Annotated in this window: 15 protein-coding genes; 6 read left to right on the plus strand and 9 right to left on the minus strand. The window is 73.0% G+C overall.

The features are described from left to right. Positions 1-73: 73 nt before the first annotated feature. A complete protein-coding gene (locus ACIQD7_RS26795; protein ID WP_402444869.1) occupies positions 74-1,357 on the minus strand; it encodes an LCP family protein in 1,284 nt (427 codons plus the stop codon). Positions 1,358-1,487: 130 nt separating this feature from the next. Between ACIQD7_RS26795 and ACIQD7_RS26800 the strand changes: the two genes are divergently transcribed. Then, entirely contained in the window at positions 1,488-2,021 is a 534-nt protein-coding gene (locus ACIQD7_RS26800; RefSeq protein WP_121829844.1) for an acyl-CoA thioesterase, read from the plus strand. Between the two features lie 201 nt (positions 2,022-2,222). Here the strand turns inward: ACIQD7_RS26800 and ACIQD7_RS26805 are convergent, their stop codons facing one another. Then, positions 2,223-3,596 carry an LCP family protein gene (locus ACIQD7_RS26805; protein ID WP_121829845.1) on the minus strand — a complete coding sequence of 458 codons (1,374 nt, stop codon included), beginning with the start codon at positions 3,594-3,596 and terminating at the stop codon, positions 2,223-2,225. A 262-nt stretch (positions 3,597-3,858) separates the two neighbouring features. On the opposite strand from ACIQD7_RS26805, the gene ACIQD7_RS26810 reads away from it, so the two are divergent. Beyond that, positions 3,859-4,878 (plus strand): glycosyltransferase family 2 protein, encoded by a 1,020-nt coding sequence (locus tag ACIQD7_RS26810; RefSeq protein WP_121829846.1) that lies wholly within the window; start codon positions 3,859-3,861, stop codon positions 4,876-4,878. An 83-nt stretch (positions 4,879-4,961) separates the two neighbouring features. Here the strand turns inward: ACIQD7_RS26810 and ACIQD7_RS26815 are convergent, their stop codons facing one another. The 4 genes from ACIQD7_RS26815 to ACIQD7_RS26830 form a co-directional block, all read right to left on the minus strand. Continuing rightward, positions 4,962-6,734, minus strand: a complete 1,773-nt coding sequence (locus ACIQD7_RS26815) for an LCP family protein (RefSeq protein ID WP_402444871.1) — start codon at positions 6,732-6,734, stop codon at positions 4,962-4,964. A 50-nt stretch (positions 6,735-6,784) separates the two neighbouring features. Next, a complete protein-coding gene (locus ACIQD7_RS26820) occupies positions 6,785-8,536 on the minus strand; it encodes an LCP family protein (RefSeq protein ID WP_402444873.1) in 1,752 nt (583 codons plus the stop codon). A 273-nt stretch (positions 8,537-8,809) separates the two neighbouring features. Next, positions 8,810-10,045 carry an LCP family protein gene (locus ACIQD7_RS26825; RefSeq protein ID WP_402444875.1) on the minus strand — a complete coding sequence of 412 codons (1,236 nt, stop codon included), beginning with the start codon at positions 10,043-10,045 and terminating at the stop codon, positions 8,810-8,812. A 268-nt stretch (positions 10,046-10,313) separates the two neighbouring features. After that, entirely contained in the window at positions 10,314-11,066 is a 753-nt protein-coding gene (locus ACIQD7_RS26830) for a TIGR03089 family protein (RefSeq protein WP_402444877.1), read from the minus strand. Positions 11,067-11,203: 137 nt separating this feature from the next. Here ACIQD7_RS26830 and ACIQD7_RS26835 point away from each other — a divergent pair, with 137 nt between their 5' ends. The 3 genes from ACIQD7_RS26835 to ACIQD7_RS26845 all read left to right on the plus strand — a co-directional run bounded on the left by ACIQD7_RS26835 (position 11,204) and on the right by ACIQD7_RS26845 (position 15,299). Then, positions 11,204-12,970 (plus strand): N-acetylmuramoyl-L-alanine amidase, encoded by a 1,767-nt coding sequence (locus ACIQD7_RS26835; RefSeq protein ID WP_402444879.1) that lies wholly within the window; start codon positions 11,204-11,206, stop codon positions 12,968-12,970. Between the two features lie 107 nt (positions 12,971-13,077). Next, entirely contained in the window at positions 13,078-14,160 is a 1,083-nt protein-coding gene (locus ACIQD7_RS26840; protein WP_161371651.1) for an NDP-sugar synthase, read from the plus strand. Between the two features lie 167 nt (positions 14,161-14,327). After that, positions 14,328-15,299: a DNA-3-methyladenine glycosylase family protein gene (locus tag ACIQD7_RS26845; protein ID WP_391166476.1), complete on the plus strand. Its 972-nt coding sequence runs from the start codon at positions 14,328-14,330 to the stop codon at positions 15,297-15,299. Positions 15,300-15,311: 12 nt separating this feature from the next. Here ACIQD7_RS26845 and ACIQD7_RS26850 read toward each other — a convergent pair whose 3' ends face one another. Genes ACIQD7_RS26850 through ACIQD7_RS26860 form a run of 3 tightly spaced genes read right to left on the minus strand, consistent with a single transcriptional unit; the run spans position 15,312 to position 18,107 of the window. After that, a complete protein-coding gene (locus tag ACIQD7_RS26850) occupies positions 15,312-16,616 on the minus strand; it encodes a coenzyme F420-0:L-glutamate ligase (protein WP_402444881.1) in 1,305 nt (434 codons plus the stop codon). After that, positions 16,613-17,569, minus strand: coding sequence for a 2-phospho-L-lactate transferase (gene cofD, locus ACIQD7_RS26855; protein WP_402444883.1), 957 nt, complete (start codon positions 17,567-17,569; stop codon positions 16,613-16,615). The genes ACIQD7_RS26850 and cofD overlap by 4 nt, the downstream gene beginning before the upstream one ends. A gap of 13 nt (positions 17,570-17,582) precedes the next feature. Next, the gene (locus ACIQD7_RS26860; protein WP_402444885.1) at positions 17,583-18,107 is read right to left on the minus strand and encodes a cysteine dioxygenase; all 525 of its coding nucleotides are present in this window, start codon (positions 18,105-18,107) and stop codon (positions 17,583-17,585) included. Positions 18,108-18,790: 683 nt separating this feature from the next. On the opposite strand from ACIQD7_RS26860, the gene ACIQD7_RS26865 reads away from it, so the two are divergent. Then, positions 18,791-19,054 (plus strand): WhiB family transcriptional regulator, encoded by a 264-nt coding sequence (locus tag ACIQD7_RS26865; protein WP_015033978.1) that lies wholly within the window; start codon positions 18,791-18,793, stop codon positions 19,052-19,054. Positions 19,055-19,355: the final 301 nt, after the last annotated feature.

A 19,355-nucleotide genomic window follows, 5' to 3' on the forward strand; every position in this document is an offset into this window, starting at 1 on the left:
GGAATGCCTGCCCGAGCATAGCCGTGCCCTGGTGGGGGGCTCGGCCGTGCCCCGGCCCGTCCGTCCCGCGGGGTCAGCGGTTCGACTCGACCGTGACCTTCTGGTCGTTCCTGATCTGCTCCACCAGCTGCTTCACCTTCGGCATGTCCCACTTCAGGGAGCCCTGCGGGGCGGTGCCCGCGATCGGGATGTTCATGGACTTGCCGTCGCCGCCGCTGATGCCCTTCATCGCGAAGAACATCGTGCCGAGGTCGTACAGCGACATGTCCTTGTCCACGATCAGCGTGTCCAGACCGGCGCCCAGCGTCGGGTACAGCGCGAACGGGTTGAGGATCGTGCCCGGCGTCGCCGCCTGGTTGGCCAGGGCGGAGAGGAACTTCTGCTGGTTCTTCGTCCGCGCCAGGTCCGACTCGGCGAAGGCGTACCGGGTGCGGACGAAGGCCAGGGCCTGCTCGCCGTTGAGGGTCTGCGTGCCGGCCTGGAAGTCCGCGCCGGACTTCTTGTCCTTGAAGCCCTTCTCGATGTTCAGCTCGACGCCGCCGAGCGCGTCCACGATGTTCGCGAAGCCGGCGAAGCCGATCTCCGCGTAGTGGTCGATGCGCAGCCCGGTGTTGTACTCCACGGTCCGCACGAGCAGCTCGGGGCCGTCCATCGCGTACGCCGCGTTCAGCTTGGAGCCGCCGCGGGCCCCGTACTTCTTGCCCGACTCGGAGCCGACGAACGAGGGGATCGTCACCCAGGAGTCGCGCGGCAGCGAGACCATCGTGTTCCCGCTGGAGCAGGCCGCGAGGATCATCATCGAGTCGGTCCGCTTGCCCTCGGCGGAGCCGGTGTGCAGCTTCTTCTTCTCCTCGGCCGACATGCCCTCGCGGCTGTCGGAGCCGACGATCAGGTACGTGGTGCAGTCGCCCTCGGACGGGCGCTCGATGACCTTGGAGAGGTCCACCTCGTTGCGCATCTGCGAGCTGGCCCAGGCGTACGTGCCGATGCCCCAGGCGAGGACGCCGACGACCAGGACGATCGAGCCGACCTTGATCCGCTTGCGCCAGTCGGGGGCAGGACCGCTCCCGGAGCCGCCCGGGCCCCGGGGGGTGTACTGCGGGGGGATGCCGCCCCGGCCGTCACCGCCGCCCTGGGGAGCACCGCCCTGGGCGCCGCCGTAGACCTGGCCCGTGTTGTAACCGGAGTCGTAGCCGGTGCCCTGCGCCTGCGTGAAGCTCGGGTCGTAGCCCTGGTCGTAACGGGGCGGCTGCTGCGGAACCTGCGGGCGCTGCACGTGGCTCATCCTGCGAGGACCCTCGGGCTGGGGGTTCGCGGGGCCGCGGCCGTATCCGCCGTCATCGGGCCAGTCATTCATGGGGAACAGTGTGCCGGGCAGGGCTTTCCCGGCGACAGGGCGGGTGGAGGATCGGGGCGGTGCTGTTGCCAAGCTGATGCAAAGCGGACCGAATGGGGGCGTCACGGAGGTCCGGCATAAGGTGGAGGGCATGACAGATCAGGGCGATATCCCGGGCAAGCCCACCTCGGCCTCCCGCACCACCCTCAGCCACATCATGACCAGCCACGACACCAACCTCCTGGGCACGGTGCACGGCGGCGTGATCATGAAGCTGGTGGACGACGCGGCGGGCGCCGTCGCGGGCCGGCACTCGGGCGGGCCCGCCGTGACCGCCTCCATGGACGAGATGGTCTTCCTGGAGCCCGTCAGGGTCGGCGACCTGGTCCACGTGAAGGCCCAGGTCAACTGGACGGGCCGGTCCTCCATGGAGGTCGGCGTCCGGGTCATGGCCGAGCGCTGGAACGAGTCCACGCCCGCCACCCAGGTCGGCTCCGCCTATCTGGTCTTCGCGGCCGTCGACGCGGAGGGCAAGCCCCGCCCGGTCCCGCAGGTCGTCCCGGAGACGGAGAAGGACAAGCGCCGCAACCAGGAGGCCCAGATCCGCCGCACCCACCGCCTGGCCCGCCGCCAGGCGATCAAGGAACTGCGGGAACGGCGGGTGGCGGAGGGCTACGAGGACTGAGACGTACGGGGACCGGGGCGCACGGGGCCGGACTCCGGCCCCGGCCCGCTCAGGGGCCCAAGCCCCGTCGACGTTCGCACTCCGCCCCGGTCACGGACCCGCCCCGGTCACGGACCCGCCCCGGTCACGGACCCGCCCCGGTCACGGACCCGCCCCGGTCACGGACCCGCCCCGGTCAGGAGCCCGCGCCCGCCCCTCGGGTCACGGGCACACCACCTGGTCGCCCGTCACCGCCTCGAACGGCTTCTCCGGTTCCTCCGCCCGTACCGCCCGGACGCCCTTGTAGTCCGCCCCCACGACCACCCGCAGCGTCCCGCCCCTGCCCGCCACCGCCTTCAGCTCCGCGCCCGGCAGGGCCGCCGCCAGGGACTTCGCCGAGCGGTCCCAGCGCGGGTCGTACTCCACGACCGTGCGCTCCCGCTCCGCCCCCTCCGCCGTCCTCGGCGTCCGGGTGGTGGCGAAGCCGGTCCCGCGCAGCGCGTCGTCGACCTTCCGGCCGAGGCCGTCCGTCCGGGTCCCGTTGTAGACCTGCACCCGGACCGTGTCCGGCGCCACGTCCACCACGACGTCCTTCGGCGCCTTCGCCGAGGTCGCCTCCTTCCGCGCGGCGATCGGCCGGTCCTCCCGCAGCGCCTGGAAGAGCTGCTGCGCCTTCGCCGCGTCCCACTTCACCGTCGAGCCGATGCCCTTCACCGGGAAGCTCATGTCCCCGACCGGCACGGACACGAACTCCGACGACGCCGGCGTGAAGCCGCGCATCGCCTTGGAGAGCGACAGCATCTGGTCCGTGCCGAACCCCTCGTCGGCCCGTACGGAGCTCAACATGCCGGTGGCCACCGCCCGGAACCGCACCGGGTTGAACAGCACCCCGCCGCTCGTCACCCGCTCCACCAGCGCCGCCACGAACTTCTGCTGCCGCTGCATCCGCCCGATGTCGGCCGCCCCGTCGATGTGCCGGGAGCGCACGTACTGCAGGGCCTGCCCGCCGTCCAGCTCGTGGGTGCCGGGGGCCAGGTCGAGCCCGGTGTACGCGTCCTTCAGCCGCTTCGTCGTACAGATCTGCACCCCGCCGACCGCGTCCACGGTCCGCATGAAGCTGGTGAAGTCGACCTCCAGGTAGTGGTCGATCTTGACGCCGGTCATCGACTCCACGGTCCGCACGGTCAGCGCGGGCCCGCCCTCCGCGTAGGCCGCGTTCAGCTTCACCGGATGCGCGTGGTGCTTCTCGCCGCTGGTGAGGTCGGTGTGCTCGGGCATCTCGGCGTACGAGTCGCGGGGCAGGCTCACCACGCTCGCCCGGTCCCGGTCCTCCGAGATGTGCACCAGCATCACCGTGTCGGTGCAGTTGCAGGGCGCGCCGCCGAGCCGGTACTTCGCCCGCTCCTCCGCGCTGATCCGGTCCCGGCCGTCCGTGCCGACGACGAGGACGTTCATCCCGTGCCCGGCCAGCGGCCGGTTCTTCATGTCCTTGAAGGGGTCGACCCGGGTGAGCCCGGTGTCCAGGCCGGTCACCAGGGCGTGTCCGATCCCGCCCGCCGCGAGGACCGTCACGGAGAGCGCCGTCGCCATCCGCATCCCCCACCGGGGCCGCCGCGGCCGTCGCGCCGGTACGCGGCGGGCGGCGGGCCGGGGACGGGGCGTGCGGGGCGGTGTGGGCACGGACGGACACCTCCGCGGGTGGGACAAGGGGGCCGTGAGCACCGTAGGCCCATACGATCAGCGCAAGGGCCCGCCACCCGTGCGGCGCGCACCCGTGTCCCCCGTTCGCGGTAACGTGGCGGACGAAAACACCGTCTCCGTCTCGCGGGGGACACCCCTCCCGCACCGCCGAGGAACCATGCTGCCCCCCGTCTCCGTGATCATGCCGGTCCTCAACGAGGAGCGGCACCTGCGCAACTCCGTCCGCCACATCCTGGAGCAGGAGTACGACGGCGAGATGGAGGTGGTGATCGCGCTCGGCCCGTCCACGGACCGCACCGACGAGATCGCCGCCGAACTCGTCCGGGAGGACCCCCGCGTCCACACCGTGCCCAACCCCACGGGCCGTACGCCCGCCGCCCTCAACGCGGCGATCAAGGCCTCCCGCCACCCGATCGTGGTGCGCGTCGACGGCCACGGGATGCTCTCCCCGAACTACATCGCCACCGCCGTGCGGCTCCTGGAGGAGACCGGCGCGCAGAACGTCGGCGGCATCATGCACGCCGAGGGTGAGAACGCCTGGGAGGACGCGGTCGCCGCCGCGATGACCTCGAAGATCGGCGTCGGCAACGCGGCCTTCCACACGGGCGGCGAGGCGGGCCCCGCCGAGACCGTCTACCTGGGCGTCTTCCGGCGTGAGGCCCTGGAGCAGCAGGGCGGCTACAACGTGGAGTTCATCCGCGCCCAGGACTGGGAGCTGAACTTCCGGATCCGCGAGGCGGGCGGCCTGATCTGGTTCTCGCCGGAGCTGCGCGTCCAGTACCGCCCCCGGCCCTCGGTGAAGGCGCTCGCCAAGCAGTACAAGGACTACGGGCGTTGGCGCCACGTGGTGGCCCGCTACCACCAGGGCTCCATCAACCTCCGCTACCTGGCCCCGCCGACCGCCGTCTGCGCCATCGCCGCCGGCGTGGTCGTGGGCGCCCTCGTCACCCCGCTCGGCTTCGTGGTCCCGGCCGGCTACCTGGCCGCGATCACCGCCGGTTCGGTCCCGGCGGGCAAGGGCCTCCCGCTCAAGGCCCGCCTCCAGATCCCGGTGGCCCTCGCCACCATGCACATGTCCTGGGGCTACGGCTTCCTCACCAGCCCCCGCTCCCTCGCGAGGAAGGTCATCGCGAGCCGCCGCCCGGCGGTGACGGCGGGGGAGACGGAGACGGTCTGAGGACCGCGTCCGCGTCCGAACACGGCGACGGCCGGACCCCGGAAAGGGGTCCGGCCGTCGCCGTGTTCGTGAGGGAGCGGCGGTCAGCTCTCCCCGTCCCACTGGTAGACCGAGTAGACGTCCATGCAGTCCGCCTTGTCGTCGGCGCCCTCGGGCAGGTCGCCCGCGGCGTGCGTCGGCCGCTTGTAGACCGAGCCCTCGCGCCAGTCGCCGCCGATGATGAGCTTGATGCCCTCGGCCTTGGCGTCGATCCGGACCGCGGAGTCGGGCAGTCCGAGCGCCTTGGCCACCGACTGGGCGTTCGCCTTGCCCTGGTCGCCGTCGTCCTTGGGGTAGACGACCACGGTGTCCTTGCGGGGCCCGCCCTCCTGGGAGGACTCGGCCTGGGTGAAGCCCTTGCCCTGGAGGGTCTCGGCCAGCGCGCGGGCGCGGCCCTGGACGGCCGGTTCGCCGGTGCCGTCGGTGCCGTTGACGATCGTCACGCCGAAGGAACCGGGGGCGTCGGCGGGCACCTTCGGCTTCGCGGAGGCCGTCGGCTTCGGCTTGGCGCCGGCCTTGTCGCCGTTCTTGTCGAAGGCGACGTCGTCACGGAGCATCGTCCACATCTTCTCGGCGGACGCCGGGACCATCTCCAGCCACGCCTTGGGATTGGCGGGATAGGGCGTCGTCGGGACCGTCGCCGTCGTCAGCCGGTCGAGCTTGACGTTCTTGAGCTGCATCGACAGGTCGAAGAGCTTCTTCACGCTCTTGATCTCGTCGGAGACCTGGAGGGCCCGCGTGGCGGTGTCGGCCAGACCCATCAGACGGCCGCTGTCGCTCCAGGCGTTCTGGCTCTGGAGCTTCTTCATCATGCCGTTCATGTACATGTGCTGGGCCTTGGCGCGGTTCTGGTCGCTGCCGAACGCGTGCCGGGTGCGCAGCCACTGGAGGGCCTGCTCGCCCTGGATCTCGGTGGTGCCCTTGCGCAGCTTCAGGCCGGAGCCGCCCTTGACCAGCCTGGTGGACTTGTCGTGGACGCCGGTCTTCACGCAGACCGGGACGCCGCCGACCTCGTCGGCCATCGCCACGACACCGGCGAAGTCGACCATCATCCAGTGGTCGATGTAGACCCCGGTGAGGTTCTCCCAGGTGGTGAGGGTGCAGCCGGGGCCGCCGCGCTGGAGGCTCTCGTTGATCGGCCGGTTGGTCGTGGCCGGGTAGGTCGTGCCGTCCTTGTCCTTGCACTCGGGGATCGGGACGACCGTGTCGCGGGGGACGGAGACGATCGAGGCGTTCTCCCGGTCCGCCGAGATGTGCAGCAGCATCTGCACGTCGGCCAGCGGCTTGCGGTCCCGGTCGTTCTTGCCGCCGCCCAGGGCGACGTTCTTCTCGTTGGCCCGGTCGTCCGAGCCGATCATGAGGATGTTCAGCGGGGTGTCGCCCAGCGCGTTCGGCGCGGCCTTCTTGACGCCGCTGTTGCCGCCCGCGCGGCTGCCGCCGCGGATGTTGTTGTTCAGGTGCTCGTAGTACAGGTATCCGGCGCCGGCCGTCCCGAGTATCAGCACCGCTAGGGTGATCGCCACCCAGCGCAGGGCCTTGCGCTTGCCGGCCTTCTTGCCGGGGCCGTTCTTCCCGGCGCCGTTCTTGGGACGCCGGCGCGAGCCGCCGCCCCCGCCGCGGCGGCCGCTACGCGCGTCACCGCCCGCCGTTCCACGCCGCCGTTCCGCGCGGGTCGTGCCGTCCGGGGCCGAGGCCTCTCCGGAGGCGTCGGCGCCGGTCGCCTCGCCGGCCCCGTGCAGGTCGTCGTCCCAGCCCAGTTCACGGGCACGGGGTACGTCTCCCCGCGTTCCCTCCCCACGCACGCTGCTCTGTCCCACCCCAGGTCCCCTCGTGAATCAGGAGTGCGCCGAGTCCCGGTGTTTCCGGGTCACTTGGCGCACACCTGCTGGTCAGCTGCTACCTTCTCGACGTCCGGCGCCTTTGCCGGACCGGTGACGGGCACCCCCGCGCCCTTGAAGTCGGCGCCGAGGACGAGCGTCATGGGCTCGCGTACCCCGGCATCCTGCGTGCCAGGCTTCAGAGCCGTGGCGGGCAGGCCCATCAGGTCCGCGAGCTTGCGGGCCTGGTCGGCCTGGTTCGGTGCGTAGGTGAGCGTGGTCTTCGCCGCCTTCTCGGGGGCGTTGCTCTTGTTGGTCGAGCGGAGCACGCCCTCCTCGTTCTGCAGCCAGCTGAGGGTCGACTGGGCCGCCCCCTGGATGCCGCTGCCGTTGTAGACGTCGACGCGCACGTCGGCGGCGGTGGACCGCTCGCCCTTGAGGAGCGCGGCCTGCGCCTGCGACTGGGCGTTCTTGGCGTCCTGCTCCTTCTTCTTCACCTCGGTGAGCGAGGTGTCGGACTGCAGGGCGGCGAAGAGCTGCGGCGCCTGCGTCGGGTGCGGCACCACGGTGACCGGCTTGGGCTCGTCCGGGTTGTCGATGACCGGCAGGGTCGCGAACGCGATGTTCTTCGTGTCGATCCCGGAGAGTTCCTTGGCCAGGTCCTGGAGCTTGGAGAGGGACCCTATGCCCTTGTCGACGGTGAGCGCCTTCGTCGCCGCCTCGGCGAGGTCGAGCAGCTTCGTCGGGCTGGTCAGCGTCTCGTCCGACTTCATCTGCCGGATCATCGAGCCCAGGAACTGCTGCTGGACCTTGATCCGGTCCAGGTCGCTCTTGTTGCCGAAGCTGGAGCGGGTGCGGACGAAGGCGAGCGCCTGCTCGCCCTCGATGAGCGACTCGCCGGCCGGCAGCTTCAGGTGCGACTTGGGGTCGTCCACCGGCTTCTCGACGCAGACCTTCACGCCGCCGACGGCCGTGGTCAGCTCCTTGACGGCGTTGAAGTCGACCATCATGAAGTGGTCGACGTCCAGGCCGGTCAGCTCCTTGACCGTGCGCATGGTGCAGCCGGGGTCGCGGCCGTCCTGGCCGAGGCTCACGTTGAAGCGGGCCTTCTGCTGGCCGGGGATCGTGAGGATCTTCCCGTCCGGCTGCCGGCTCTGGCACTCGGGGATCGTCGTCATCAGGTCGCGCGGGATGGAGAGCGCCGTGGCGTTCGTCCGGTCCTTGGAGACGTGGAAGAGGATCGTGGTGTCCGCGTGGCCGGGGCTGTTGGCGTCGCCGTAGCCGCCGTTGCCCGCGCCGGTCCGCTTGTCGGTGCCGATGATCAGGACGTTGAAGGCCTCGCCCTTGCGGAAGCCCTTGCTCTCCACGCCGACCGGGTCGACGACGTGGATGTTGCCGTCCAGCTTGTTGTAGAGCAGGTACGCGCCGGTGGCGCCGCCCACCAGGACGAGGGCCATCGTGCCGCCGGTCCACAGCAGCGCCTTCTTCTTGCGGGAGGCGCCCTGCTTGGGCCTGCGGCGGCTCGTGGCCGTCTGCCGGCCGCCCCGGGTCTGCTCGGGGACCCTGCGCCGGCGCTGGCCGGGGACGGGGGCCTCGGTGGCGGTGCCCTTCACGGGGGCGTCGGTCGCGGTGCCTCTCCCGGAGGCCGTCGTGGGGGCGGAGGATCCGCGGGGCCGGGACGGGGCCGCCGGCTGCTCAGCGGAGTGTTCCAGTCGCAGTTCGTAGTTGCCCGTCTGCGGGTTGAGCACCCACTGGTCGGCGGGGTCGATCTCGTCCGCCCGTCCACGGCTGTGCGCGTCCACGGTTACTCGAGTCCTCCGTCGGTGCCACGCGAGGCGCCTTCCCCACGGGGCGCCGCTCTCTCGGTCGTTCGATCCCTGGTGAGGTGTGACGACCACGTGGTCGGGGTACACCGGATCGGGTCACAGTATCCGCCCAGTTCAGCGCGGGGCGACGTCCGTGACAAATTCCACGCCCCTTACAACCGGGCAATCCGCTCAAACCACATCCCTCCCCGCCCTCCCCTTGGTTCGCCCTTTACCCGCCCTTCTCACAGCCCCCTCCGCACCCCCCGGTCAGGAGCACGCGCCTTCCGCCGCGTTCCGTCCGGTGAAGGTCGGCGTCGGGGCCGGGCTGGAGGACGCCTCCGCGCCGTCGGGCTTCCGGCTCCCGGTCCTCTCGCCGGGCTCCCCGGGCTTCACCACCACGGGCCTGTCCTCCCGCAGCTCCTCGAAGAGCTGACTCGCGGCGGGCTGCACCAGTTCGTCCCGGTTCGCGTTGTACGTGTACGGGCGGCGGGGGACCGTGAGGAACTGCACCCGCTCGGTCGGGATCGCCCGCATCGAGCGCGCCAGGTCGTACAGGTCCCGCAGCGAGTCGAGCCCCGCGTCGGTCGTGATCGACTTCGTGGCCGCGTCCAGGACCGGATAGAGCCGGGCCGGGTTCAGCAGCACCCCGTTGCTCTGCACCTTGTTGACGAGCGCGCCGAGGAACTGCTGCTGACGGTCCATGCGTTCGGTGTCGCTGCCGTTGCCGAGCGACTTGCGGGCCCGTACGAAACCGAGGGCCTGCTCCCCGTGGAGCGTCTGGCGCCCGGCCGGCAGCTTCAGGTGCGCGTCCTCGTCGTCCACGGGCTCCTTGAGGCAGACCTCCACCCCGTCCACCGCGTCCACCATCTTCTTGAAGCCCTGGAAGTCGATCACCATGTGGTGGTCGACCCGCGTCCCGGTCAGCTTCTCGACGGTACGGATCGTGCACGCCGTGCCGCCGACCTCGAAGGCCAGGTTGAACTGCGCGAACTGCTCCCGGGTGCGGGTCCCGTCGGGCTTGCGGCAGCTGGGGACCGTCACCATCAGGTCGCGGGGGAGGGAGACGGCGGTCGCGCTCTTCCGGCCCGCCGACAGGTGCAGCAGGATCATCGTGTCGGAGCGCTGCGTGCCCTTGTCCCTGCCGTACCGCTCGTTCCCCTCGCCGGACCGGGTGTCCGAGCCGATGAGCAGGATGTTCCGGGCGGCCGAGGAGCCGGCCGGCGGCCGCTCCTTCTCGTACCGGCGCAGTTCGTCGGCGGCGGTGGTGTCCGTGGTGATGTTGCCGTCGAGCTTCCGGTAGAACCACCAGCCGGCCCCGGCCGCGCCGAGGACGACGACCGAGACGCCGAGGGCCGTCCAGCGCAGCCAGTGGCGGCGGCGCCTTCCGGGGCCGCCGGGCGCCGCGTCCTCCGTCCCCGCGTCCTCCGCCCCCGTGCCCCCGGGCTCCCCGTCCTCGGGCGCCGGGGGGTCCGGTTCGGCGGGCGTGCCTGCGCGGTCCGTCACGTCTGCGTCCGTCCTTCGTGGCGTCGGCGGCGCGCCGGACGGCCGCCGGCCGTGGAAGGAGACGGCCGGGTCCGACGCGTGGTGGTGCGGAAGGAGGAGACTCCCCCCGGCCGATCATCCACCGGACCGGGCGCGCGAACCCGGGGACCCGGCCCGTCGCTGGGCCGAACGGGTGCGGTTCCACCGGGTCGTACGGCAGCGGGGCCGCGCGGCACCGCAGTCACACGGCGCCTCGGTCACATGGCGGCCCGGTCACACGGCACCCCGGTCACACGGCGGTGTCCGTCACCCGCTCGCTCTCCACCCGCTTCTCGAACGCCTCGGGCGCGAGCCGGTCCAGGTTCCGGCAGAGCACCACCGAGCCGCCGGCCGCGAGCGGCGCGTACAGACCGGTCGAGACGCCGGTCCAGTCCCCGTAGCCGAGCCCGGAGAGCAGCCGGGAGCCGGGGCCGAGGCCGAGCGTCGCCGCGTCCACGCGGGCCTGCCCGACGAGCTCGACGCCACTGCGCTCCGTACCGTCGACGACCAGGGCGGGAGCGTCCGGATCGACCGGGACGAACGGGGCGAACCGGTCGCCCTGGCTCGGCACCTCCACCGCGTAGTCCGCGTAACCGGCGGGCACGGCGGGGAAGCGGCGGCCCAGCGGCGCCAGGGAGAGCGCGATCCGCTCCCCGGAGCAGGCCAGGCCCGCGTCGAGCGTCTCCGGGCCCGCCACCACGACGTCCGCGGCCGAGGGGTCGCCGCCCAGCTCGACGGTCACGCCCACCGAGGAACAGGCGAGCAGCCAGACGGCGGTCTGCCAGTGCGCGGGCAGCAGCAGCGCGACCCGGTCGCCGGGTCCGGCGGACAGCTCGCCCTGGATCAGGTTCGCCGTCTTGGCCACCCAATTGGCGAAGGTGGCGACGGACAATTCCACCCGTTCACCGGTGGCGTCGTCGTAGAAGGTGACCAAGGGGCGGGCGGGGTCCGCGGCGAGCGCGGATCGCAGCAGGTCGGCGGGGGTGCGGTCGCTGGCGTTCACGCCGGACAGCGTACGCGGGAGGGCCCGCCGGGGTCCGCCGTACCGGTGACGCCGTCCACCGGTCGGACCGATCGGCCACCGCTTTCCGGGCGGTGTTCCGCCGCGCGGAACGGCGTGGCGCTCCGCACGATCGGCCCATGCGTGCCTCACTCGCCTCCTCGATCGCCGTCACCTGCGCGGCGGTACTCGCCCTGCCGGTCTCCTCCGCCGCGCCCGCGGCGGCCGAGGTGCTCGGGCAGCCACCGGCGGCCTCCGCGCTGCCTCCCGCGCCCGACCTCTCGGGCTCCACCCAGTCCCTGCCGCTCGCCCCGCTGGGCCCCTCCTCGCGGTCCGGCGGAGGCGCGGGGGAGCAGGGGCTCACCCGACGCGACGTCAAGCCCTTCTCGCTCGTGGGCGTGGTCTGGGACGACCCCAGGGCCCCGCTGCACGGCACCGTCCAGGTCCGCACCCGCGCCACCGGCACGGACACCTGGTCGGAGTGGCAGGACGTGGAGACCCACAACGACGAACACGGCGCCGACCCGGACAGCGCGGAGGGTGCCTCCCGGGCGCTCCGCGGCTCCACGGCCCCGCTGTGGGTCGGCGACTCGGACGGCGTCGAGATCCGCGTACGGGCGGAGGCGGGCGGGACGGACGGCGCACCGCCGCTCCCGGCCGGCCTGCGCCTGGAACTCGTGGACCCTGGCGAGGACCCGCAGACGCCGGCGGACACGGAACCGGTCCTGGAGACGGAGCCGGGTACGGAGGGGGTCCCCGAACCGGGTACGGAGCCGGGCACGGAGGCCGATGCCGGTGCCGACGCCGACGCCGACGCGTTCGCTGAGCCGGTCCCGGTCCCGGAGACGGAGCAGGTCCTGGCAGCGGATTCCGGCCAGGAGCCGGCGTCGCAGGCGGCCCAGGCCCAGGCCCCGGCCCCGGCTTCGGAGGCGGCCCCGCCCCGGACCCGTACCGCCGTGGCACCGGCCACCGCGACCCCGCCGCCCCCGGCCCCGGCCCCGGCCGCGACGGTCGCGGCGGCCGCACCGACGACCGTCCAGGCCCTTCCGGCCCCCCAGGCCCTCCCGGTCGCTCCGGCCGCCCCGGCCTTCCCGGCCCTCCCCGCCTTCTTCGCGGGCACGGGCGCGGTCGACGCCCCGCTCGGCTCCCCGCTCGCCCCGTACGCCGCGCCCTGGCTCCCGGCCCTGTCGAAGGAGGCGACCGAGGCGATGGCCGTGTACCTGCCTCCGTTCCTGCCGCGCACGCCCGCGTCCGGATCCGAGGCGCAGGAGCCGGTCCAGGCGCAGGCCGCGGCCGCGCCGTACATCGGCCCCCGTCCCGCGATCGTCACCCGCAAGGGCTGGGGCGCGGACGAGTCGATCCGCGAGAAGACCTTCGTGTACACGAACACGATCAAGGCGGCCTTCGTCCACCACAGCGCCACCGGCAACAACTACACCTGCGCCCAGGCCCCCTCCGTCCTGCGCAGCATCTACCGCTACCACGTCCTGAGCAGCGGGTGGCGGGACTTCGGCTACAACTTCGCCGTCGACAAGTGCGGAAACATCTACGAGGGCCGGGCGGGCGGCGTGGACAAGCCGGTGCTCGGCGCCCACACCCTCGGGTTCAACACCAGCACCATGGGCATCGCCGTCCTCGGCACCTTCAGCTCGACCGCCCCGCCGGCCGCCTCCGTGACCGCCGTCGCCCGTCTGACGGCCTGGAAACTCGGGCTCCACGGGATCAACCCGAAGGGGACGGTGACCCTGACCTCGGGCGGCGGAAACCTGTACGCGAAGGGCAAGAAGGTCAAGTTCCACGCCATCGCCGGACACCGTGACGGATTCGCCACGGACTGCCCCGGATCGCTGCTGTACGGCAAGCTCGGCACCGCCCGGACGAGCGCGGCGGCGTACCAGGGGAGGTAGAGGGGGGACCACCGGGGCAACCCTCTGCATAAACTGACCGGTCATATCGCAGGGACGACCGAAAACGGACGTGCCGACGGCCCCGGACAGGAAGCAGAGACGACAAGGTGACAGAAGCGATCCTCCTGGTCGGTGGCAAGGGGACACGGCTGCGGCCCCTCACGGTCAACACGCCCAAGCCCATGGTCCCGGCGGCGGGCGTCCCCTTCCTGACGCACCAGCTGGCCCGCGCCCGCGCCGCCGGCGTCGAGCACATCGTGCTCGCCACCTCCTACCTGGCCGAGGTCTTCGAGCCGCACTTCGGCGACGGCTCCGCGCTCGGCCTGAGCCTGGAGTACGTCACCGAGGAGGAGCCGCTGGGCACCGGCGGCGCGATACGCAACGTGGCCTCGCGCCTGCGCTCGGGGCCCGACGACCCGGTCCTCATCTTCAACGGGGACATCCTCACCGGCCTCGACATCGGGGCCCTGGTGGAGACCCACTCCTCCTCCGGCGCGGACGTCTCGCTCCACCTGACCCGGGTGGACGACCCGCGGGCCTTCGGCCTGGTCCCCACGGACCCCACCGGCCGCGTCACGGCCTTCCTGGAGAAGCCGCAGACGCCGGAGGAGATCGTCACCGACCAGATCAACGCGGGCGCGTACGTCTTCCGGCGCTCGGTCATCGACACCATCCCCACCGGGCGCCCCGTCTCGGTGGAGCGCGAGACCTTCCCGGAGCTCCTGGCCTCCGGCGCCCACCTCCAGGGCATGGTCGACTCCACGTACTGGCTGGACCTCGGCACCCCGCAGGCCTTCGTGCGCGGCTCCGCCGACCTGGTCCTGGGCCGCGCGCCCTCCCCGGCCGTGCCGGGCCGCTGCGGCGACCGCCTGGTGCTGCCGTCGGCGCGGGTGGCCCCGGACGCCAAGCTGACCGGCGGCACGGTCGTCGGCGCGGACGCGGTGGTCGGCGAGGGCGCCCGCATCGTCGGCTCCACGCTCCTCGCGGGCGCGGTCGTCGAACCGGGCGCGGTGATCACCGACTCCCTGATCGGCGCGGGCGCCCACATCGGCGCGCGTACGGTCCTCAGCGGGGCGGTCATCGGCGACGGCGCCCGGGTCGGCGCCGACAACGAACTCCGCGACGGCATCCGCGTCTGGTGCGACGCGACCCTCCCGGCGGGCACGGTCCGCTTCTCGTCGGACCAGTAGAAGCGGGAGGACGGCGGGGCCGCACCGGGTTCCCGCCGTCCCATCCCGAGACGGCCCTGCCGGCCTACTCCGAGGGCTCTGGCCACGGCCCCCGCCGTCCCACCCCGAGAACTCCGAGGACCCTGAGGACCCCGGCCACGGCCCCCGCCCCCGCTACCCTCGTCCCCATGGCCGGCCGCTTCCCCCAGAGACCCACCACCGCACCCGTACGGGCCGCCGGCCCCGTCCCCGCGCCCCGCACCCGCTCCCTCGCGCTTCCCGGAGGGACGGACCTCGGCCTCACCCTCGGTCCCCTCCGCCGGGGCCCGGCGGACCCCGCCTTCCGGGCGGTCCGGGACGGATCGTTCTGGCGGGCCTGCCGGACGCCCGGCGGCCCGGGGACCCTCCGCGTCACCGCGCGGGACGGCGTCGCCGAGGCGCAGGCGTGGGGCGAGGGCGCCGAGTGGCTCCTGGACCGCCTCCCGGCGCTGCTCGGCACCGAGGACGACCCGGCCGCCTTCACGCCCCGCCACAAGCTGCTCGCGGCCGTCCACCGCCGCCGTCCCGGCCTGCGCCTCGTCCGCACCGGCCTGGTCCTGGAGTCCCTGATCCCGTCGGTCCTGGAGCAGAAGGTCACGACGGACGAGGCGTACCGGGCCTGGCGGCTCTTGGTGCGCAAGTACGGGGAGCCCGCGCCGGGCCCGGCCCCCGACGGCCTGTACGTCATGCCGGACGCGCGCGCGTGGACCCTGATCCCGTCCTGGGAGTGGCACCGCGCGGGCGTGGACGACAAGCGGGCCGCGACGGTCCTGCGCGCGTGCCGGGCGGCCCGCCGCATGGAGGAGGCCGCGGACATGGACCCGGCCGACGCCCGCAGGCGCCTGGAGCTGGTCCCGGGCGTCGGCCCCTGGACCAGCGCCGAGGTGGTCCAGCGCAGCCACGGCGCCCCCGACGAGGTCACCACCGGCGACTACCACCTGCCCGGCATCGTCGGCTGGGCCCTCGCGGGAGACCGCACGGCCGACGACGCGGCCATGCTCGACCTCCTGGCCCCCTACGCGGGCCAGCGCCACCGGGCCGCCCGCCTGATCCTCCTCAGCGGCCGGATCCCGCCCCGCAGGGCGCCCCGGATGACCCCGGGGAACATCGCGGCCCTCTGACCCCGGCCCGGCTCAGCGCACTTCGACGAACTCCGAGGCCGTCCGCGCCGCCCGCTCCCGGGGCGGGGCCGCCGGATGCCCGATCGCGACCGCCCCGAGCGGGTCCCAGTCGTCCGGGAGCCCGAGGACGTCCCGTACGACGTCCCGGCAGAACATCGTCGAGGAGACCCACGCCGAGCCGAGCCGTTCGCCCGCGAGCGCCACCAGGAAGTTCTGCACGCCCGCGCCCGCCGCGACCAGGAACATCTCGCGCTCGGCGGTGTCCCGGCGCGGGTCGCCGTAGTGGTGGGAGCCGTCCATGACCAGGCAGGGCACGGCCAGGTAGGGCGCGTTCCGCAGGACGTCCCCGCGCCGGACCCGCTTGGCGATCGACTCCTCGGACTTGCCGTCCCGCCGCAGGTCCGCGATCCACGCCTCCCGCATCGCGTCGAGCAGCCGCGTCCGCGACCCCGCCGACTCCAGGAGCACGAACCGCCACGGCGTCGTGTGGTGCGGGGCCGGCGCCGTCACGGCCGCGGCGACCGCGCGCCGCACGGCCCCCGGATCGACCGGCTCGGCCGTGAACTCCCGCACGGTCCGCCGCAGCGTCACCGCCTCCCGTACGGCCTCGGAGGTGCCCAGCCGGAACATGTCGTCGGCGGCGCCCCGCACGAGCGCGCGTGCGCCCGGCTCCCCGTCCCCGCCCACCACGTGCGGCAGGCCCCGGACGACGGCCACCGGAAGGCCGGAGGCCTTGCCCTTCACCAGGTCCCCGGCGGCGGCGAGTTCGTCGGCGGTGGCGACCACGGTCGCGCTCAGCGGATTGCCGTGCGCGTCGGTCCCGCCGCGCAGGTCGTCCAGGACCCGCACCCCGGCCGCCCCGATCGCCACGTCCGTGAGCCCGCTGCGCCAGGGACGCCCGAAGGTGTCCGTGACGACGACGCCCACGTCCACGCCGAGCGCCTCGCGCAGCCCCTCGCGGATCCGGCGGGCCGAGGCGTCCGGGTCCTCGGGCAGCAGGAGGACCGTCCCGGCGGGGGTGTTGGAGGCGTCGACCCCGGCGGCGGCCATGACGAGCCCCTGCCGGTTCTCGACGATCCGCAGGGCGCCGCGCCGCGCCACCACCCGGACCGTCTCGGCGTCGATGGCCTCCTCGCGGTCGTCGGCGGCGACCACCCGCCCCTCCGCCTTGCTCACGATCTTGGAGGTGACGAGCAGCACGTCCCCGTCGGCGAGCTCCGGGGAGGCGGAGGCGATCAGCTTGGCCAGGTCGTCCCCGGCGGCCACCTCGGGAAGCCCCGGCAGCGCCCACACCCGGTAGGCGGGGGCGGCGGTCACCCGCGTACCTCCTCGGCCAGCGCGAGCGCCTCGCGCGCCATCGCGGCCGTCGCGTCCGCGTCCGTCATCATCAGCGGCACCGCCCGGCAGGCGATGCCCGCCGCCTCGACGTCCGCGACCGCGCCCGCGTCCACGGTGTCCACGAGCCAGCCGTCGAGCAGCCCGGAGCCGTAGTGCCGGGCCACCGCCGCCGCCGTGGACTCCACGCCCACCGCCGCGAGGACCTTGTCGGCCATGCCGCGCACGGGCGCGTCCCCGACGATGGGGGAGAGGCCCACGACCGGCGCCCCGGCGGCGGCGACCGCCTCGCGGATCCCGGGCACGGCCAGGATCGTGCCGACGGACACGACCGGGTTGGACGGCGGGAAGAGGATGACGTCCGCCTCCGCGATCGCCTCCAGGACGCCCGGCGCCGGCTTCGCGGCCTCCGCGCCGACCGGCACGACGGCCTTCGCGTCCACGGAGGCGCGCAGCTTCACCCAGTACTCCTGGAAGTGCACCGCCCGCCGCTCGCCGTCGACCTCGATCGCCACGTGGGTCTCGACGCGGTCGTCGGACATGGGCAGGAGGCGCACGCCGGGCCGCCAGCGGGCGCACAGCGCCTCGGTGACGGCGCTCAGCGGGTAGCCCGCGCCGAGCATCTGGGTGCGGACGATGTGGGTCGCGAAGTCCCGGTCGCCGAGGCCGAACCACTCGGGCCCGACGCCGTACGCCGCGAGCTCCTCCTTGACGGCGAAGGACTCGTCCGTACGCCCCCAGCCCTGCTCCTCGTTGATCCCACCGCCGAGGGTGTACATCACCGTGTCCAGGTCGGGGCAGACCTTCAGCCCGAAGAGATGGATGTCGTCACCGGTGTTGCCGACGACCGTGATCTCCGCGTCCGGCACGGCCTGCTTGAGGCCGCGAAGGAAACGGGCACCACCGATGCCGCCTGCCAGAACCACAATGCGCATGTACGGCAGTGTGTCAGGCGACGATCACTCCCGGCGCGGCCGGGGCGGGCGCCACGGGGGCGCACTGCGCGCGGAGCGACTCGTGCATGGGCATCTCGGTCAGGCCCGGGAAGTAGACGTGCAGGCTGACGGCCGGCTCCAGGGAGCCGTTGACGACCTCGTGGACGTACCCGGGGGCGAACACGCGCTGCGCGCCGCCGGCGAGGGTCCGCACGCCCCGGTCCGTACGCTCCGTCAGCTCGCCCTCCAGGACGGTGAGGACGCCGGAGGAGACGCCGTGGTCGTGGAGCCCGCTGCCCTGTCCGGGCACCCAGGAGAGCAGCCAGACCTCGTAGCCGGGGCCCGTGCGCAGGCGGTGGTACCAGCGGGTGGTGGCGTCGTACTCGACGTACGGGGCCCACTGGGAGCGGTCCTCGGCGATCGAGCGCGCGAGGCCGACGAAATCGGCCACGGTCACGGGGTGGACGCGCTCGGGCTGGAGGAGGTGGGGGACCTCCATGATGTCGCCGGCGATCTGGAGGTCGCTGTCCATGTTCATGGGGTGGGGTGGTTCCTCAGCAGAAACAGAAGCGGTGGGGGGTCACGGAAAGAGCGGTGACACGAGTGACGCGGGTGACGCTGGGGGGAAGAAGCTGGAGCTCTGCGGCATCAACAGCTGGGACAGCAACAGCAACAGCGCGCCTGGACAGCGCGGCGGAACCCACGGGCGTGGGTCGCGGAGGGCGCTGCGGTCGCTGGCATGGCATCAAAGGTGGCCGGAGGGGCACCCGACTGTCAACTCAATGCCCGATTTGGGGGTAATGTTTCACCTCATCCGGTTGCCCTCTCTGGAGAAAGGTTTGCTCATGCGCGGACCAGGAGAGATGGCGCTTCGACCATGCCCGTGAACGTGGCGGCGCGCGCGTGTCGGTCCGGACAGGGGGCGGCTCGTGACCGGACTGTGATCCGGGTCGCTTCCATGGCTGGATCGCAACAAGATCCAACTCTTGGACGTCCTTCCTCGTGAAGGCGTGCCACACGGTCACGCCGGTGGCATGTGTCACGGTTTTTGGTGATTTGAACACTTAGCGCATACGCTTGGTTCCGCAGAGTGAATACGGGGCCCAATAGCAGATCTCGGCTTGACTCGCACAGAGCACGAACTTGTAATTTCACTCGTGTCGTTCGGCCGTGCTCGCACGGCAACTCCACGGGGACGCACAGAACAGACGAGGGGCGCACATGACCGAGTTGTTCCAGGAACTGCTGGTCGAGGACGCGGACGAGGAACTCGGCTGGCAGGAGCGCGCGCTGTGCGCCCAGACCGATCCCGAGTCCTTCTTCCCCGAGAAGGGCGGCTCGACCCGCGAGGCCAAGAAGGTCTGCCTCGCCTGCGAGGTCCGCTCCGAATGCCTCGAATACGCCTTGCAGAACGACGAGCGCTTCGGCATCTGGGGCGGCCTCTCGGAGCGCGAGCGGCGCCGCCTGAAGAAGGCCGCCGTCTGAGCCGCCGCTCGCACCGCGGCCGGAGGCACCGCCCGAAGCGCCGCCCGCACCGCAGGCACCCGACCGCGTACGGACCCCCGAGCCGGTACGCGTCCCCCGGGACCGCGCGGAGGCGCGCGCACCAGGACAGCCCGAACGGTCCGCCCCCTGTGCTCCTGACACAGGCGGCGGACCGTTCCGCGTCCCGGGCCCCGGCACCGGCCGCCACGGCCCCGGCCCCGGCGACGGCATCGGCCGCCCCGGCCCCGCGACCGTTCCGTCCCCTCTGTCCACAGGGGCCCGGGAGCTCTGTCCACAGGGC

The sequence above is a fragment of the Streptomyces sp. NPDC093071 genome (assembly GCF_044754545.1).
GTDB lineage: Bacteria > Actinomycetota > Actinomycetes > Streptomycetales > Streptomycetaceae > Streptomyces.

What these genes read in the sequence shown, in the direction of transcription:
- ACIQD7_RS26795 (WP_402444869.1), bottom strand. Translation starts at nt 1,357, where the DNA reads ATGAATGACTGGCCCGATGACGGCGGATACGGCCGCGGCCCCGCGAAC.
- ACIQD7_RS26800 (WP_121829844.1), top strand. Translation starts at nt 1,488, where the DNA reads ATGACAGATCAGGGCGATATCCCGGGCAAGCCCACCTCGGCCTCCCGC.
- ACIQD7_RS26805 (WP_121829845.1), bottom strand. Translation starts at nt 3,596, where the DNA reads ATGCGGATGGCGACGGCGCTCTCCGTGACGGTCCTCGCGGCGGGCGGG.
- ACIQD7_RS26810 (WP_121829846.1), top strand. Translation starts at nt 3,859, where the DNA reads ATGCTGCCCCCCGTCTCCGTGATCATGCCGGTCCTCAACGAGGAGCGG.
- ACIQD7_RS26835 (WP_402444879.1), top strand. Translation starts at nt 11,204, where the DNA reads ATGCGTGCCTCACTCGCCTCCTCGATCGCCGTCACCTGCGCGGCGGTA.
- ACIQD7_RS26845 (WP_391166476.1), top strand. Translation starts at nt 14,328, where the DNA reads ATGGCCGGCCGCTTCCCCCAGAGACCCACCACCGCACCCGTACGGGCC.
- cofD (WP_402444883.1), bottom strand. Translation starts at nt 17,569, where the DNA reads ATGCGCATTGTGGTTCTGGCAGGCGGCATCGGTGGTGCCCGTTTCCTT.
- ACIQD7_RS26860 (WP_402444885.1), bottom strand. Translation starts at nt 18,107, where the DNA reads ATGAACATGGACAGCGACCTCCAGATCGCCGGCGACATCATGGAGGTC.
- ACIQD7_RS26865 (WP_015033978.1), top strand. Translation starts at nt 18,791, where the DNA reads ATGACCGAGTTGTTCCAGGAACTGCTGGTCGAGGACGCGGACGAGGAA.